A 16,248-nucleotide genomic window follows, 5' to 3' on the forward strand; every position below is an offset into this window, starting at 1 on the left:
GGCAGGCCGGGGTTTGACCGTTAGCTGCCAACCGGCCTGGGCGCGGAGGACCTCGCCGACCAGGCGGCCAGGGCGGTGCCGACGCAGAGGGCGGCCGCGCTGAGTGACAGCGACCAGTGGATGCCGATCGCGGCGCCCAGCAGCCCGACCGTCACCCCGCTGCCGAAGCGCAGGCCGTTGGCCGACATGTTGTAGACGCCGATCACCCGGCCGCGTTCGCCCGGCGGAGCCAGCAGCTGCACCACGGTCTGGCCGATGGACATCGAGGCGAGGTTGGCGACGCCGCCGATGACGAGCAGCGCCACCGACAGGGGATAGCTCGGCGACACGGCGAAGAACAGCGTGCTCAGCCCGTACACGAAAGTGCTGATCACCGCCGCGCCCACCGTGGCCGGAATCCTGCCCGTCGCTTCCATCAGGATGCCGCCGATCACTCCGCCGGCGCCGTTGGCGAAGAGCAGGATTCCGTACGCCGTGCCGGCCGCCCCGGCGCCGAGGTCCTGGGCGAAGATCGGCATGGACGACTGCAGGGACGCGCCGACGAAGAACGAGCCCAGCCCGCCCAGGATGATCATGCTGACCAGGGTGCGGTTGGTGCTCACCTCGCGGAGGGTGCGGACGGCGCCGAGCACGCCCATCCGGCGGCGGGGCGTGGTGTCGCGCTGGTGGCCGGTGAACTTCGTGCGGAACAGGAAGAGGGTCAGCGGCAGGTAGAACGCGATGTTCGCGAAGATGCCCCAGGTCGGGCCGAGGCCGAGGAGCAGCGCCGAGCCGATCACCGGGCCGAACAGCACGCCCAGGCTGCGGAAGGTCGCGTTCAGCCGGACGGCGCTGGGCAGGTCCTCGTCGCCGACGAAGTCGTGCAGCATGAGCTGCTCGGCGGGACCCCACAGGGCGCCCGCGACGCCGTGCAGCACCAGCAGCAGGCAGGCCGACCAGACCTCGAGGGTGCCGGTCAGGAAGAGCACGCCCCAGCCGGCCGACACCAGCATGAACAGCGTCTGCGCGAACTGGATCACCCGGCGGCAGTCGAACCGGTCGGCCAGCCCGCCGAACCACACCGAGAACAGCAGGAACGGCACCCAGTGGCTGATCACCTGGAAGCCGGACAGCGCCGGCGAGTGGAACCTCTCCCAGAGCACCCAGTAGGTGATGACGTGCTCGATGTTGTCGGCCATCATCGCCAGCGCGGCGCCGAACAGGTAGGGGCGAGCGTCCGGGTTGCGCAGAGCGGCGAAGCGGCGCGGCCGGGTCGGTGGGTTCGCGGCAGACATCGGAGTCAGCATGCTCGTCTTCGCCTGCCGGCGGCGGCCGAAGTGATCTAGCTCGCTGAGAGGTCGACCCAGTCCAGGTCGCCGTTGTAGTAGTCGCAGCCGACCTTGATCTGGTCGCAGCTGGGTTTGCCGCCGATGGTCACCGGCCAGGTGTTCGCGACCTTGCCGGTGGGCCCGGCGCGCCAGGCGACGAGCTTGTCGTCGGCATAGAGATAAACCCCTTTGCGCGTACGCTCGCAGCTCGTCACGTGCCAGTTGCCGTCGTTGAGCTTGCGTGGCGCCGAGACCAGGATCGCCCCGGCCGACCCGCGGTAGTAGCACTGCAGGATCCCGTTGGGGATCTGCACCTTGAAGTTGCCTCCGGCGACGGTCGCCTGGCCCTTCTGGATGATGTTGCCGAACTTGCCGGTGGTGCGGAACCGGAAGGTCACGGCGTAGTTCCGGGTGCCGGGGTCGAGGTCGGAGTCGTCCGGCACGGTGATCAGGTGACCGGGGTGCGGCGGCGGGACGTCCGGCAGGAGCCGCGCGAAACGGTAGGCGGTGGCGCCGTTCACGCGTACGCCGGTGCCGACCTCGTTGCCGATCTTCCCCCCGAGGCCGTGCCCGGAGTTGTCGGCCATGGTCCGCGCGCCGGAGGCCTCGTTCATCCACCACGAGGCGATCAGTGAGTAGGCGGCCGCTTCGGCGGGCTGGGGTCCGGCTGTCAGCAGGGCCACGGTCAGGACCGCAGCGGCGACGGGGTGCTGAATTCTCACGTGGCCTCGGTTGAGCTGGTCGGGATCAATCGGACAAATCCAATCTACGTGTGTAGGTGCCTCCGGCGGTGGATGCCGGCCGGTGCGGCGTCGGCGCCGAAATGGCGTACAGGCGACTTGACGCAGGAGCGCCATTGATACGTGTCGTTCCAACGGATCAACATGTCTCAATACGGCCTGCGTACCCATTGTTTCGATTGGGTTACGCGGCGTAAGTGTCGGGGCCGGGACTACCCCTGGCCGCCGTCGTCGCCGGGCGCGGACACCACCGCGCACCGGTATTGAGTGGGGGAGGAACACATGTCAGGTACGCGCTTGAGACGCGTGCGATCATCCGCGGTGGGCGGGGCGCTGCTCGCGCTCGCCATCGCCGCGGCGGGCTTAACCGCCCCGGCAGCGGCATCAGCGGCCGCACCGCGGCCGTCGGTCAGCTCCGAGGTCCTGTCCACACTGTCCGCCAAGGGCAGCGCCAGCTTCTGGGTCTATCTGCGCGAGCAGGCGGACATCGGCTCGGCGGCGAAGATCGCCGACTCCAACGTCCAGGGCGCCACGGTCTACCAGCGCCTGACCAGCACGGCCAAGCAGTCCCAGAGCGGCGTCGTCGCGCTGCTCGAGGCGCACAAGGCCAAGTTCAGGTCGTACTGGATCAGCAACGCGCTGCACGTCACGGGCGACCGTGAGCTGCTGGACGCGCTCGCCACCCGGGCCGACGTCGCCAAGATCGAGCCGGTCGCGACCTACAAGGTCATCCAGCCGGTCGCCAAGCGTTCCGCCGACAAGGCGCCGCAGGCCACCGAGTGGGGCCTGAACAGCATCAAGGCGCCGCAGGTGTGGGACGAGTACGGCGTGGACGGCACGGGCGTCGTCGTCGCCAACGTCGACACCGGCGTGGACTACACCCACCCGGCCCTCAAGAACAAGTACCGCGGCCTGCAGGCCGACGGCAGCTACGACCACAACTACAACTGGTTCGACCCGGCCAACGTCTGCTCCGGCGACGCGCCCTGCGACAACAACTCGCACGGCACGCACACCATGGGCACGATGGTCGGCAACGACGGCGGCGCCAACCAGATCGGTGTCGCGCCGGGCGCCAAGTTCATCGCCGCCAAGGGCTGCGAGTCGAACTCGTGCTCGGACACCTCGCTGCTCGCCTCCGCGCAGTGGATCCTGGCCCCGACCGACTCCACCGGCGCCAACCCCCGGCCGGACCTGCGCCCCGACGTGGTCAACAACTCGTGGGGCGGCGGCCGCGGCGACACCTGGTACCAGGACGCGGTCCGGGCCTGGGTCGCGGCGGGCATCTTCCCGGCGTTCTCCAACGGCAACTCCGGTCCGGGCTGCAACTCGGCCTCCGACCCCGGTGACTACCCCGAGGCCTACTCGGCGGGCGCCTACGACTCGTCCGGCACCATCGCCGGGTTCTCGAGCCGTGGCTCGTCGGCGTTCGACAGCCAGACCAAGCCGGACATCGCGGCGCCTGGTGTCGACGTCCGCTCCAGCATCCCGGGCGGCGGCTACGACTCGTACGACGGCACCTCGATGGCCTCCCCGCACGTGGCCGGCTCGGTCGCGCTGCTGTGGTCGGCCGCGCCGTCGCTGCGTGGCGACATCGCCGCCACCCGCACCCTGCTCGACGACTCCGCCACGGACACGCCGAACAGCCAGTGCGGCGGCACCGACGACGACAACAACGTCTTCGGCGAAGGCAAGCTCGACATCTACAAGGCGGTCACCGAGGCGCCGCGCGGCCCGATCGCCCGGGCCAACGGCACCGTCACCGACGAGGCCACCGGCCGCCCGATCACCGGCGTCACCGTGACGTCCGAGGGTCGTACGGTCACCACCGACACTCAGGGCCGCTACTCGCTGACCCTGGAGGCCGGCACCCACGAGGTGACGGCCGGCAAGTACGGCTACGTCGCCGAGACGGTCACCGTCACGGTGGAGGAGGGGCAGCTCCTGGCCCTCAACTTCGCCCTGGCGCCGGCCCAGATGGTCAAGCTGTCCGGCACCGTCAAGGACGGCTCCGGTCACGGCTGGCCGCTGTACGCCAAGGTCGAGGTCACCGGCCGGCCCGGCACCCCGATCTACACCGACCCGCTGACCGGCTCGTACTCGGTCGACCTGCCCGCCGACACCACGTACGCGGTGAAGGCGACGCCGGTCTACCCGGGCTACACCCCGGCCACCGCCGAGGCCGTGGTGGGCACCGCGCCCGCCACCGCGAACCTGGTCGCCAAGGTGGCGCCCGAGTGCACCGCGACGGGCTACGCCGCGACCTACGGCGAGCCGGCGGTCACCGAGGCGTTCTCCGGCACCGGCGCGCCCGAGGGCTGGAACGTCGTCAACCGCACCGACAGCGGCGGCTGGACGTTCACCGACGAGCAGGGCCGGGGCAACCTGACCGGCGGCAGCGGTGGCTTCGCCATCATCGACAGCGACGGCCTGGGCAGCGGTAACACCCAGGACTCCGACCTGATCACCAAGCCGCTGGACCTGAGCGGGATCGCCGCTCCGTTCCTGCGGTTCAACAGCGACTTCTGGTCGATCGGCAGCAGCAACCCGATCGACGTCGACGTGTCCTCCGACGCCGGTGCGTCCTGGACCAACGTCTTCCACACCACGGACAGCCGTCGCGGCCCGCGGGTCGAGGAGATCTCCCTCGCTCCGGTCGCCGGCAAGGCCGGCGCGCTGGTCCGCTTCCGCTACCTGGGCTCCTGGGCCTGGTGGTGGGAGGTCGACAACGTGCAGGTCCTGAACCGCGCCTGCCAGCCGGTCGCGGGTGGCCTGGTGGTCGGCAACACGACCGACTCCAACACCGGCGCCGCGCTCAACGGCGTCACGGTCACCAGCAACGACGTCCCGGCGGACAAGGCGGTCTCGGCCGTCACTCCGGACGACGCCAACCTGGCCGACGGCTTCTACTGGCTGTTCTCCACGGCGACCGGGTCGCACCCGTTCACCGCTGCCAAGTCGCCGTACACGCCCACCACCAAGACGGTCGACGTGGCCGCCAACGGTGCGGTCAAGGCCGACTTCGCCCTCGGGGCGGGCAAGCTGACGGTCACCCCGACGGCGATCGAGTCGCACCAGACGTACGGCTCGGCCCGGTCCACCAACGTGACGGTCAAGAACACCGGCAACGCGCCGGCGACCGTAACGCCCACCGAGCGCTCGAAGGGCTTCGAGGTTCTGAAGTCGGCCGAGGCGGCGGGCGTGGTGACCGTACCCGTCAAGGGTCTGAGCGTGGCCAACACCGGCCGCACCTACGCCACGGCGCCGAAGGCCGGCACCAAGGTGGCGGACGCCTGGACCGCGATCCCGAACGTGCCCAGCGCGATCATGGACAACACCGCCATCACCGCCGGCGGCAAGGTCTACTCGATCGGCGGCGGCACGGAGTCCGGCAACGAGACGAAGCTGTTCGTGTACGACCCGGCGGAGAGCACCTGGACGACCGGCGCGGCCCTGCCGCACGGCCGCGCCAAGCCCTCGGTCGCGGAATCGAACGGCAAGCTCTTCGTCTTCGGCGGCTGGGGCGACGGCGGCGACCCGGTGGCCTCGGTGGATGTCTACGACATCGCCGCGGGCACCTGGTCCACGCTGGACGCCACCAACCCGAAGCCGCGGGCCGCGGCCGGCACCGCGGTGCTGAACGACAAGGTCTACCTCGTCGGTGGCTGCGTCGACGGCTCGTGTGCTCCGTCGACCGAGACCGTCGTCTTCGACCTCGGCTCGGGCACCTTCGGTGAGGGCGCCGCCTACCCGCACCCGGTCTCCTGGACCGGTTGTGGCGCGGTCGGTGGCCAGGTCGTCTGCGCCGGTGGCGCGGACGGTTCGACCGGCGTGTTCTACGCGGACACCCAGGTGCTGGACGGCGACAGCTGGACCGCCGGCCCGAACCTGCCGAAGAACAACTTCGGTGCGGCCGCCACGGCGGCCGGTGGGGTCCTGGTGTACGCCGGTGGCGCGGTCGACAACGGCGCGTCGCTGACCAACCAGACCCTGGCGTACGACCCGGCGGCCGGCGAGTGGGCGAACCTGCCCGCCATGGCCGCTCCGAAGTACCGGGCCGCCGCCGCGTGTGGCGCGTACCGGCTGGGTGGCTCGTCCGGTGGCTTCACCGGCACGCCCGACGCCGGCTTCCTCGACGGTCTCGGTGACTGCGAGGGCGGCGGCGACATCACCTGGCTGACCACCGACGCGGACGAGGGCTTCACGCTGGCCCCGGGCGCGACGCGGAAGATCAAGGTGACGCTCACGGCGACGCCGGAGGCGGGCGTCCTGCAGCCGGGTACCTTCACCGGCCAGCTGGGCCTGACCACCGACAGCCCGTACGCGGTCCCGGCGATCGACGTGGAGATGAACGTGTCTCCGCCGGCCTCGTGGGGCAAGGTCGTCGGCACCGTCACCGGGGCGGCCTGCTCCGGCACGGTCCCGCTGAAGGCGACCATCCGCCTGAACGGCGCGGCCAGCAGCACGCTGGTGGCCGACGGCCAGGGCAAGTACGGCTGGTGGCTCCAGCGTGGCACCTACCAGGTCATCGTGGCGAAGGACGGGTACATCCCGGAGGTCTTCACGGTGAAGGTCAACGCGGGCTTCGTCGAGACGGCGGACTTCGAGCTGGCGCCGGTGGTGGCGTGTGCCGCCCGGGCCAAGATGGCCGAGCGGCTCGGAGAGGTCTGACATCTAGCCAGGTAAGGGCAGCGGCCGCCGGTTCACCGGCGGCCGCTGCTTGCTGCTACTCGAACATCGAGAAGCCGGTGCCCTGGACCCGTTTGCGGGCGCGGCGCCGCACCTGGATCACCACGATGTCGATCGCCGCCAGCAGGGCGAGCGCCGCCACGATCCAGCCCACCGGGGTCCGGCCGGCACGGAACGCCAGCACCGCAAGAACTGTGCTCGTCACCAGGCCGAAGATCGCCAGAGCAAGACGGAGATTCAGCGCACTGTACGGCCGGTCGACCGTGCCGCGGCGCCCGGGCGGTTGCGGATGCACGGACATACCTCCTTTCTACCCTGACGTCACCGAGTTACTCGGCGTCACCGGCCCGAGTGGTCGAAGTAGCGACCCCTGTCTATGGTGAGGCGCATTGCACTGATCTTCTCTGGGAGGACAACATCGTGCGACGACGCACAGTGACGGCAGCGGCGAGCGGAGTCCTGGTCGCCGCGGCGTCCGCCGTGTTCGCCATCGCCGGGATGGGCACGGCCAACGCCATCGCGAACGGTGAGCTGGTGCCGGAGGGCTCGTACCGGTTCTCGGTGCAGCTGGTCATGACGGGCATCCCGACCCCCACCGGCGGCAAGCGCAACAGCGGCTGCTCCGGCGCCCTGATCGCGCGGCAGTGGATCATCACCGCCGGCCACTGCTTCCGGGACGCCAACGGGGTCCGGGTGGAGCGCCCGGTCGCCGACTCGAGCCTGGCGACCATCGGCAAGGCCGACGTCAACGGCACCGGCAAGGGGTACGCCCTGCAGGTCGTCGCGGTGCGGCAGTCGCCCACCGCCGACGTGGCCATCGCCAAGCTGGCCTCCCCGGTCCGCGGCATCAAGCCGCTGAAGATCTCGGACACCCCGCCGGAGCCCGGCGACGTGCTCCGCCTCACCGGCTACGGCTCCACGCAGAGCGCCAGCCCGGTGCAGGAGACCAAGCTGCGCACGGGTCAGCTGTCGGTCCTCACGGTCGAGGAGAACATCATCGGCGTCGAGGGCTTCGCGCCGCAGCCGGACACCACGCCGTGCCCGTTCGACTCGGGCGGCCCGTTCTTCGTCGAGCAGCGCTGGCGCGCGCCGAAGCTGGTCTCCGTGGTCAGCAACGGCCCGTCGTGCCCGCACACGGACCTGGAGAGCAGCGCCCGCGTGGACAACATCAAGGACTGGATCGACGAGGCCATCGCCGCCGCCTAGGCGACGAGAAGGGGGTGGTCCATACCGGGCCACCCCCTTTTTCAACCCCTCAGCGGGCCGGCAGCCATTTCTGCCAGACCTCGCGGTTGTCGTCCAGCCACTTCTTGGCGGCGGCGTCCCGGGAGAGCTTGTCGACCGTGATGCTCCGGGCGACCTCGTTCTGGTCGGCGTCGGTCCAGCGGAAGTTCTTCACCAGATCGGCGGCCGGCGAGCCGCTGTCCGCGAACGCCTTGCGGGCGATCTTGTCCAGGTCGTACGGCTGGTAGTCGCAGGCCACCGTCTTCGGGTCGGCGTCGCAGCCGGGCTTGTAGATCGGCAGCGGGATGTGCACCAGCGGCAGATCCGACAGCAGCCACTGCGGCGAGTAGAAGTAGCCGATCAGCGGCTTCTTCTCCTCCTCGGCCTTGCGGAACGCCGCGATCAGCGCGTCCTCGCTGCCCGAGTACACCACCTTGTAGTTGAGCTTCAGGTTCTTGACCAGCGCCTCGTCGTTGGTGACGAAGGACGGGTCGCCCGCCAGGAACTGGCCCTTGGCGCCGGACTTGGCCGTCTTGAACAGCTCGGCGTACTCGTTGAGGTTCTTGAAGTCCTTGATGCCCGGGTGCTCCTTGACCATCCACGGCGGCACATACCAGCCGAGGATGCCCTTGTTGCCGGTCAGTCCCTGCTCCACCGCCACCTTGCGGTCGTCGATGTACTTCTTCTTCAGGTCGTCGTGGCCCCAGTTCTCCAGGATCACGTCGACCTGACCGGCGGCGATGCCCTCCCAGGACTCGTCCTCGGTCATGTCCTTCTCGGTGACCGTGCAGCCCAGCTCGGTCTTCATCAGGTAGTCGACGACGGCGGCGTTCGCCTCGTACCCCACCCAGGGGTTGATCGCGACATTGACCGTCCCGCACGCGGTGCGGGAAACACCCGGCGGGGGAGTGATCGCGCTGGTCGTGCTGCCGCAGGCCGCCATGACGAGTACGGACGACAGCGCCGTCACCTTCACCAGTGCCCTCACGCCGTCACCGCCTGCTGCCGGCCGAGCCGCTTCGCGAGGACCTCTTCGGTCAGCGCCACCAGCACGCTCTTCACCGACTCCCGGTACCGCGCGTCGCACTCCATGATCGGCACGCTCGGGTCGATGCCCAGCGCGTCCCGCACCTCCTCGGTGTGGAACCGCTCGGCCTGGTCGAAGTTGTTGATGCCGATCAGGAACGGAATGTCGTGCTCCTCGAAGTAGTCCACCGCGGCGAAGCAGTCCTCGATCCGGCGGGTGTCCAGCAGCACGATCGCGCCGAGCGCGCCGTCCACCAGGTCGTCCCACAGGAAGGCGAACCGGTCCTGCCCGGGCGTGCCGAACAGGTAGAGCAGCAGCGCGTCGTCCAGAGTGATGCGGCCGAAGTCGAGAGCCACCGTGGTGGTGTTCTTGTTCTTCACCGCCGAGGTGTCGTCCACACCGATCGAGCGTTCGGTCATCTCGGCCTCGGTGACCAGCGGCTCGATCTCGGAGATCGCGCCGACGAAGGTGGTCTTGCCGACGCCGAAACCGCCACTGATGACGATCTTGACGGACACCGGTGGCGGCGCCGTCGTGGGCTCACTAGAGCGCCCGAACACGGTCCCTGATCCTTTCGATCACGCTGATGGGAAGCTCGCCCTGCTGTTCCTCGATGCGCAGGTAGCTCTCGGTCACCAGGTCCGCGACGATCACCCGGACCACCCCGAGGGGTACGCGCAGCGCGACCGCCAGGTCGGCGATCGACATGGGCGCCTGGCACAACTCCACGATCCGCCGCGACTCGAAGCGCAGCGGCGCGGACAGGGCGGCCGGCGCCGCGTGCAGCAAGGTCTCGATGCGCAGCCCGTCGTGCAGCGGCCGGGTCCGCCCGCCGGTCAGCATGAACGGGCGGACGAACTGGTCCTCGCCCTCGTGTTCCGCGCGCTGGTGCCGGCCGCCGGCGTGCGGGAGATCGGCCGGCCTGTCCCAGGGCCCGGTCATCGCGGCAGGTACTGCCGGGACTCCGAGATCAGAGCCGGAGTCAGTAGGTCACCGAAGCGCTCGGCCAGCCGGGAGATCTCGTAGCCGACCAGGCCGACGTCGCTCTCCCCGCCGGCCACCACGCCGAGGCAGCTGCCGCCGTTGATCACGGAGACCAGCAGGAAGCCGCGTCGCATCTCGATCATGATCAGCTTGAGGCCGTCGAAGTCGTACCGGCGTGAGGCGCTGCGGGACACGCTGGCCAGGCTGGACACGATCGCCGCGAGGTGGTCCGCCTCGGCCCGGCCCAGACCGTCGGAGGCGGCGATCAGCAGGCCGTCGGAGGACACCGCCACGGCGTCGCGGACGCCGTCGGTCTGGTGCACGAAGTTGCCGAGCAACCAGTTGAACTGGTGCCGGTCCGCCGTGGTGTCAACGCTCATCGGAACCTTCTTCGGGGGGAGGGGAGTCGCTACCACGTTGAACGCCGGTGCGGAACGCGGTCAGCCGGGAACGGATGTCGTCGGGCGAGTCGACGACGGTGGCCGGGGGGCGTTCGGCGGTGGTGGTGGCGGCTGCCTGGGTGGGCGAGGAACTCTCGGACCGCTTCGCGCGTGGGGTGCGTTTGCGCAGTCCATTGGGCGTGCGCTCGGCCGATTCCGGCGTGGGCGCGAAGGTGTAGAGGTCGAGGCCGAGACTGGAGGAGGTCTTCGGCGATTCGTACGGCGACGCGGCCCGCTGCGCCGGCACGGTGGGGGTGCCGGTCGCGGTGACGTACTCGACGCCGGTCGGGCGCAGCCGCCCGTCGGGGGTGGTGGCCGAGGCCGGCTCGGGCGTGGCCGACAGGGTCAGCACCGCGGTGTCGGCGAGGTCGGGCCGGTCCAGCCGGCGTGGGGGCGCCGGGGCTTGCGGCGCCGGCTCCGACACCTGGGCCTGCACCGGGGCGGGCGTCTGCGAGACCTGGGCCGGGCCCTCGGCGAGCAGGTGCGCCGGCAGCGTGATGCGGGCCGTCACACCGGTCACCGGGGACGGGTAGAGCTGCACCTCGACGCCCATGTCCATGGCCAGCCGGCCGACCACGTAGTGGCCGAGGAAGCGGGCGGGCGCGCTGATGAAGTCGCCCTCGCCGCGCAGACGCTGGTTGGCCACGTCCATGTCGGCCGGGGTCATGCCGATGCCCTGGTCGGTGACCGCGATCAGGTAGCTGTCGCCGATCCGGCGGCCCTGGATCTCCACGTCCGCGTCCGGCGGCGAGAAGGTCAGGCCGTTCTCCACGAGCTCGGCGAGCATGTGCGCGACACCGCTGACCACGGCGCCGGCGATCATCGTGTCGTCCACCCGGCGCAGGGTGACCCGGCGGTACTCCTCGACCTCGGAGACCGCGGCCCGGATCACGTCGGCGATCGGCAGCGGTTCGGACCACTGGCGCAGGCTGGCCGCGCCGACCAGGACCAGCAGGCTCTCCGCGTTCCGGCGCATGCGGGTGGCCAGGTGGTCGAGCTCGAAGAGGTTCGCCAGGCCGGCCGGGTCCGACTCCTCCCGCTCCAGGCGGGTGATGAAGCCGAGCTGGCGGCGCAGCAGGTTCTGGTTGCGGCGGCCGAGGTTGGCCAGCGACTCGGTGGTGGCGTGCCGCAGCGTGGCCTGTTCGGTGGCCAGCGCGAACGCGGTCGCCTGCACCCGGTCCAGTGCGTCGGCGACCGAGCGGACCTCGTCGGAGGAGCCCTCGGGTACGCGGACCTCGAGCGGCGCCGCGCCCGGATCACCCGCGGTGGCCTGCCGCACCGCGGTCGGCAGCGTCTCGCCGGCCAGCCGGTTGGCCTCGCCGGCCAGGGTGGCCAGCGGCCGGGCGATCGACCGGGACGCGACCGCGGCCAGGTAGACCGAGCCGGCGAACAGGGCCAGCGCGACCAGGCCCAGGATGATCATCCGCTGGGTGGCCCGGTCCTGGAGCTCGCCCGCACGGGCCTGGATGACCGACCCGACGTGCTGCTCGAGCCGGAGCATGTCGTCCAGCACGGTGGTCAGGGCGGACCACCAGGACTGCGGGTTCACCTGGAGGTAGCGGCCGTCACCCGCCCCCAGCGCGACCTGCTCGAAGGAGGCGGCGGTCTGGGCCGCGCCGGTCCCGAACACGTAGTCCTTGGACTGGAGCTGGGTGTCGGTCGCGTACCGCTGGAAGGCGGCCAGCGCCGCGTCCTTGCTCGCGCGCATCGTGGCGAACTGGATGAACTCGCCCTTGCCGAAGCCGCTCGCGGAGAACACGCCGTTGAGGAAGGCCCGCTCCTGGGCGGTCGCCTCCTTGGCGTCGCTGAGCGCCTGCAGGGCCGCGACGCCGCGCCGCAGCTCGGTGTCGGCGGACGCGTCCAGTCCGAAGTCGACGTTGGTCAGGTCGGCGATGCGGCCGGTGTAGAAGGCGAAGGTGGGTGCGCGGCCGGCGGCGCCGGTGTCGGTGCCGGCGCGTACCCCGGCCAGCCCGTCCAGCTGGCGGACCGCGGTGGAGACCCGGTCCTCGACATCGTCGCCGTCGTCGAGCAGCCGCTCGACCGCGGCGCGGCGGTCGTCCACGCGCTGCCGGGCGGGTCCGAGCTCGGCCTTGAAGCCGACGTTGCCGCCGAGCAGACCGGCGGTCAGGCCACGCTCGGTCTGGAGTTCCTGCACGAGGTCCTGGACCGAGAGGACCATGGTGACGGCCTCGGCCGTGGCATCCGCGGTGCGGTAGCCGTCCACCTCGATGACCGTGATGACCCCGAGGAGACCGAGAACCGCCGCGACCGGTAACGCCAGGGTACGGACGATCCGGCGGCGGATGGTCCCACCGGAGCGGGCGGCGATCGAGCTGGTGACCGGGCGTCCTCGTGCGGACACGAGTTTCCTCTTCTCTGTGTGGCGACTGCGGCGTTACTCCCGCGGCATCGCACGGTAGTGATGCGATCACCGCTTTCGATCGGACGCGGTGTCCGTCATTGACGGGTCACTGTCCGCACATGGCGGGAGACACTCTGCACTACCTATGCACAGTTGTCCACAGTGGATCTAGTCTGACGGACTCGTTGTCCGCCGAGTCGGCGGGGTCTCGCGGAATGGTGGGGTCGGGGGGCGTACGCGGTCGCGCCGTCCGGTCAGCGGGAAGGGTGTGCGCTCCCCGCGGCGCATTGGCAAGGATCATGCCTTAATGCGTGCGGGTCAACGCTCTCCGTTGATCTTTTACCTATGTGTAATCCGTGAAGAACTGTCGGTGATGCGCAGAATGCCTGCTGGACGGCCCGGCTGAGCGACTCGGACGTAACCGGCAGGCCCCAATCGCCCGCCCCGCAGAAATGTCCTGGTCGTTCGGCCCCTCGCGGGCGACTTGGCGCACTTGATATCTTTCCGCGGTCACGGCCGGTGAGCCGACCCTGACGGGCTCGGGACGGAGTTCTCGATGACAGAATTCGACGGCGGATGAGCCGCCACGCACGGAGGTCTCCGATGACGGACAACCGGATGAAGGATCGAGTCAAAGTGATGCTCGGAACACCAGCCGAGACCGAGACGTCGGAGCATGCCATGGTCGGGCCCAATCCCCGCTTCCCGGATCAGGCCCTGCAGGTGCTCACCATGGCGCAGCGGACCGCCGAGGAGCACGTCGCCACGGCCCACCACCAGGCCGACAAGATCCGTACGGATGCCCAGGCGGCGGCTGAGCAGATCGCCCGGGACGCCCAGGTGCACGCGCACAACGTCCGTCGCGAGGCGGACAAGGTGCTCTTCGAGGCGCGCCAGGCCTCCGAGCAGATGGCCCGCGACGCCCGCGCCCGCACCGAGGAGGCGCAGCAGAACGTCGAGAAGATCATCTCCGCCGCCCGCGAGCAGGCGGCGACCGTGGCCTCCGAGGCCCACCACGAGGCCGAGCAGCTCAAGGCGGCCGCCCAGCTGCGCTACGACGACGTGGTCGGCAGCCTCGGCTCCCGCCGCGAGAGCCTGCAGCAGCAGATCGAGGCGCTGGAGGCGTTCGACCGCGAGTACCGCTCCCGGCTGACCCACTTCATGCAGGGCCAGCTGCGCTCGCTCTGGGTCGACCAGCCGCAGGTCACCGGCGAGCTCGTGGCGCCGGCCCCGCCGCCCCCGCCCGCCCACGCCGCCCAGGTCGAGGGCCAGCACGCCGCCGACGAGAACGCCGAGGGGCCGCAGCAGCAGCCCCAGCAGCAGCAGGCCGCGGTCGCCCAGGAGCACACCCCGAACGGATTCGTGCCCGCCCAGCGGCCCGGCCACGAAGAGGCCGCCGCCGTCGCCGCCGACGACTCCGAGGACGACGAGGCCGAGACCGGCGAGCGCTGACGATCTCGCTCCAGGCCGGGTGTCGCGACTCTCGCGGCGCCCGGCGCGCCCGGCACGTTAGGTTCTGTGCATGGCTCGCATCGTGATCATCGGAGGACATGGCAGGGTCGCGCTGTTGCTGGCGCCGCTTCTGGTCGCCGCGGGCGACGAGGTGACGTCGGTGATCCGCGATCCCGCCCACGCGGACGAGGTGGCGGCCACCGGGGCCCGGGCGGTGACCGCCGACGTGCAGGCACTGGACGTCGCCGAGCTGACCGAGCTTCTCGCCGGGCAGGACGCGGTGGTCTGGTCGGCCGGGGCGGCCGGGCGGGCACCATACCCGGAGACCACCTACGCGGTGGACCGGGACGCCGCGATCCGGTCGATGGCGGCGGCCGAGGCGGCCGGCGTACGCAGGTATGTGATGGTGTCGTGGTTCGGCTCCGGCAAGGACCACGGCGTGAGCTCCGACCAGCGGCTCCACCACTACGCCGAGGCCAAGGCGGCGGCCGACGACCACCTGCGAGCGTCGTCGCTGGACTGGACCGTCCTCGGGCCGAGCACGCTGACCCTGGACCCGCCCACCGGCCGGATCGAGACCGCGGCCCGGGGCGCCACCCCCGGTTCGGTCACCCGGGCGGACGTGGCCGCGGTGGCCGCCGCGGTGCTGCACACGCCGGCCACGATCCGCACGACCATCGACTTCAACAACGGCGACACCCCGATCGCCGAGGCGTTCTGATCGATCAGTACTTCGCGTTCAGCTTGTCGATGACTCTGCCGAGCAGGTCGTCGTCGAGCGGCAGGTCGGCGACCACGGCCCAGTGCACCCTGCTCGGCGAGATCCAGTCGTAGCGCGTCCAGTTCATGCCGGGCGTCATCTGGACCTCGACGCCGCGGAAGGTCCGGATGGTGGCCTTGTGGCAGAGAGACTTGACCGTGCCGACGCTGACCCCGAGCAGGTCGGCGACCTCCCGCTCCGGCCGGTCGTCCAGGTAGCGCAGCACCACCACGGCACGCTCGCGTACGGTCAGCCGGCGCAGCGCCGCCCGCAGCACCTGCCGGTCGTCGGCCGTGGCGTACGAGTCCGGCGCGGCCACCTCGGGCAACGCCTCGGACGCGGGCGCCTCATGCCGCCGATGCGACCGCCGCCACCAGTCGGTGACCGCGTTCGTGACCGCCCGCAGCAGATACCCGTACGGGTCGTCGTGCACGATCCGGTGCCACCGCGGATAAGTCCGGGTGAGCACCGTCTGCACGATGTCCCGCGCCTGCTCGGGATGCCCGCACAGCAGCTCGGCGTGCGCGATCAGCCGCCCCGACCGAGCCGCCACGAACGCTACGAACGACTCGTCGGCCCCGTCTCCCATGCCTCCACAGACGTGGCCACACCCGGAAAGGTTGCCGCCCTTCCCCGGTCCGGAGGAACCGCGGCGCCCGCGATGACCACCTCCAGGCAGTCGCGGAACAGGTCGTCCACGGTACGGCCGGGCCGGAAGTACTCGGCGATGGCGGCCACCACGGTCGGGTGCCGCTCGCCGAAGGCGCCCATGTCGAAGTCCTTCAGCGCCTCGGCGTCCGGGCGCGGCGCCTGCTCCTCGAGGACGTGGCCGACGGTGAAGCGCTCGACGGTCAGGACGATCACGCGGGCTCGCCGCAACGAGATGCCGCGCGCCACCAGGGTGCTCATCGCCAGTTCGGAGATCGCCGCCATGGTGCGGGAGAGCTGGGCGGCCGAGATGACCCGGGCGCCGTCCGGGTGGGCGAGCAGGGCCCGGCGCAGCCGCCCGGCGAGACCGCTCAACCAGTCCTGCCAGTCCTGGTCCGGCTCGGGCGGCGACATGTCGCCGAACTCCTGGTCGAGGATCGCGTCGGCGACCGCGGTCACCAGGGCCGCCTTGTTGGGCACATGCCAGTAGAGGGTCGGCGACTGCACACCGAGCCGCGCGGCGAGCTTGCGCGTCGTCACGCCGTCGAGCCCCTCGGCATCCAGCAGGGCGACGGCCTCCGCGACGATCCGCTGTCGATCCAACGCCACTGCGGC

14 protein-coding genes are annotated in these 16,248 nt (G+C 70.7%); 4 read left to right on the forward strand and 10 right to left on the reverse strand.

Features of this window, described 5'->3' with window-relative positions:
- Positions 1-20: 20 nt before the first annotated feature.
- The gene (locus tag QSK31_RS28215; protein WP_285687446.1) at positions 21-1,274 is read right to left on the reverse strand and encodes an MFS transporter; all 1,254 of its coding nucleotides are present in this window, start codon (positions 1,272-1,274) and stop codon (positions 21-23) included.
- A 47-nt stretch (positions 1,275-1,321) separates the two neighbouring features.
- Positions 1,322-2,029, reverse strand: a complete 708-nt coding sequence (locus QSK31_RS28220; protein WP_285687447.1) for a laminin G domain-containing protein — start codon at positions 2,027-2,029, stop codon at positions 1,322-1,324.
- Positions 2,030-2,329: 300 nt separating this feature from the next.
- Here QSK31_RS28220 and QSK31_RS28225 point away from each other — a divergent pair, with 300 nt between their 5' ends.
- Positions 2,330-6,718, forward strand: a complete 4,389-nt coding sequence (locus QSK31_RS28225) for a S8 family serine peptidase (RefSeq protein WP_502873023.1) — start codon at positions 2,330-2,332, stop codon at positions 6,716-6,718.
- A gap of 55 nt (positions 6,719-6,773) precedes the next feature.
- On the opposite strand, the gene QSK31_RS28230 is transcribed toward QSK31_RS28225, so the two are convergent.
- A complete protein-coding gene (locus QSK31_RS28230) occupies positions 6,774-7,037 on the reverse strand; it encodes a DUF6343 family protein (protein WP_285687448.1) in 264 nt (87 codons plus the stop codon).
- 119 nt (positions 7,038-7,156) lie between these two features.
- Between QSK31_RS28230 and QSK31_RS28235 the strand changes: the two genes are divergently transcribed.
- Positions 7,157-7,942, forward strand: coding sequence for a S1 family peptidase (locus QSK31_RS28235; protein WP_285687449.1), 786 nt, complete (start codon positions 7,157-7,159; stop codon positions 7,940-7,942).
- A gap of 49 nt (positions 7,943-7,991) precedes the next feature.
- On the opposite strand, the gene QSK31_RS28240 is transcribed toward QSK31_RS28235, so the two are convergent.
- From QSK31_RS28240 to QSK31_RS28260, 5 genes are read right to left on the reverse strand one after another with little or no spacing between them, the layout of a single operon-like run.
- Positions 7,992-8,903, reverse strand: a complete 912-nt coding sequence (locus QSK31_RS28240) for an ABC transporter substrate-binding protein (protein ID WP_285687614.1) — start codon at positions 8,901-8,903, stop codon at positions 7,992-7,994.
- A 41-nt stretch (positions 8,904-8,944) separates the two neighbouring features.
- Complete coding sequence (locus tag QSK31_RS28245) at positions 8,945-9,547, reverse strand: GTP-binding protein (RefSeq protein ID WP_285687450.1); 603 nt, start codon at positions 9,545-9,547, stop codon at positions 8,945-8,947.
- Positions 9,531-9,929, reverse strand: coding sequence for a DUF742 domain-containing protein (locus QSK31_RS28250; protein ID WP_285687452.1), 399 nt, complete (start codon positions 9,927-9,929; stop codon positions 9,531-9,533). Before QSK31_RS28250 ends, QSK31_RS28245 begins: the two co-directional genes overlap by 17 nt.
- A complete protein-coding gene (locus tag QSK31_RS28255) occupies positions 9,926-10,351 on the reverse strand; it encodes a roadblock/LC7 domain-containing protein (RefSeq protein WP_285687453.1) in 426 nt (141 codons plus the stop codon). Before QSK31_RS28255 ends, QSK31_RS28250 begins: the two co-directional genes overlap by 4 nt.
- A complete protein-coding gene (locus QSK31_RS28260) occupies positions 10,341-12,773 on the reverse strand; it encodes a sensor histidine kinase (protein WP_285687455.1) in 2,433 nt (810 codons plus the stop codon). Before QSK31_RS28260 ends, QSK31_RS28255 begins: the two co-directional genes overlap by 11 nt.
- A gap of 639 nt (positions 12,774-13,412) precedes the next feature.
- Here QSK31_RS28260 and QSK31_RS28265 point away from each other — a divergent pair.
- The gene (locus tag QSK31_RS28265) at positions 13,413-14,225 is read left to right on the forward strand and encodes a DivIVA domain-containing protein (RefSeq protein WP_285687456.1); all 813 of its coding nucleotides are present in this window, start codon (positions 13,413-13,415) and stop codon (positions 14,223-14,225) included.
- 70 nt (positions 14,226-14,295) lie between these two features.
- The gene (locus QSK31_RS28270; protein ID WP_285687457.1) at positions 14,296-14,946 is read left to right on the forward strand and encodes an NAD(P)H-binding protein; all 651 of its coding nucleotides are present in this window, start codon (positions 14,296-14,298) and stop codon (positions 14,944-14,946) included.
- A gap of 4 nt (positions 14,947-14,950) precedes the next feature.
- Here QSK31_RS28270 and QSK31_RS28275 read toward each other — a convergent pair whose 3' ends face one another.
- Together QSK31_RS28275 and QSK31_RS28280 are read right to left on the reverse strand one after the other, a co-directional pair.
- On the reverse strand, positions 14,951-15,574 hold the full coding sequence (locus QSK31_RS28275) for a SigE family RNA polymerase sigma factor (RefSeq protein ID WP_285687458.1): 624 nt from the start codon (positions 15,572-15,574) through the stop codon (positions 14,951-14,953).
- Positions 15,544-16,242: a TetR/AcrR family transcriptional regulator C-terminal domain-containing protein gene (locus tag QSK31_RS28280; protein WP_285687459.1), complete on the reverse strand. Its 699-nt coding sequence runs from the start codon at positions 16,240-16,242 to the stop codon at positions 15,544-15,546. The genes QSK31_RS28275 and QSK31_RS28280 overlap by 31 nt, the downstream gene beginning before the upstream one ends.
- Positions 16,243-16,248: the final 6 nt, after the last annotated feature.

Origin of the sequence: Actinoplanes sp. NBRC 103695 (assembly GCF_030269485.1) — a bacterium.
Taxonomy (GTDB): Bacteria; Actinomycetota; Actinomycetes; order Mycobacteriales; family Micromonosporaceae; genus Actinoplanes.

What these genes read in the sequence shown, in the direction of transcription:
- QSK31_RS28265 (WP_285687456.1), top strand. Translation starts at nt 13,413, where the DNA reads ATGCTCGGAACACCAGCCGAGACCGAGACGTCGGAGCATGCCATGGTC.
- QSK31_RS28215 (WP_285687446.1), bottom strand. Translation starts at nt 1,274, where the DNA reads ATGTCTGCCGCGAACCCACCGACCCGGCCGCGCCGCTTCGCCGCTCTG.
- QSK31_RS28250 (WP_285687452.1), bottom strand. Translation starts at nt 9,929, where the DNA reads ATGACCGGGCCCTGGGACAGGCCGGCCGATCTCCCGCACGCCGGCGGC.
- QSK31_RS28240 (WP_285687614.1), bottom strand. Translation starts at nt 8,903, where the DNA reads ATGGCGGCCTGCGGCAGCACGACCAGCGCGATCACTCCCCCGCCGGGT.
- QSK31_RS28275 (WP_285687458.1), bottom strand. Translation starts at nt 15,574, where the DNA reads ATGGGAGACGGGGCCGACGAGTCGTTCGTAGCGTTCGTGGCGGCTCGG.
- QSK31_RS28230 (WP_285687448.1), bottom strand. Translation starts at nt 7,037, where the DNA reads ATGTCCGTGCATCCGCAACCGCCCGGGCGCCGCGGCACGGTCGACCGG.
- QSK31_RS28270 (WP_285687457.1), top strand. Translation starts at nt 14,296, where the DNA reads ATGGCTCGCATCGTGATCATCGGAGGACATGGCAGGGTCGCGCTGTTG.
- QSK31_RS28255 (WP_285687453.1), bottom strand. Translation starts at nt 10,351, where the DNA reads ATGAGCGTTGACACCACGGCGGACCGGCACCAGTTCAACTGGTTGCTC.
- QSK31_RS28225 (WP_502873023.1), top strand. Translation starts at nt 2,330, where the DNA reads ATGTCAGGTACGCGCTTGAGACGCGTGCGATCATCCGCGGTGGGCGGG.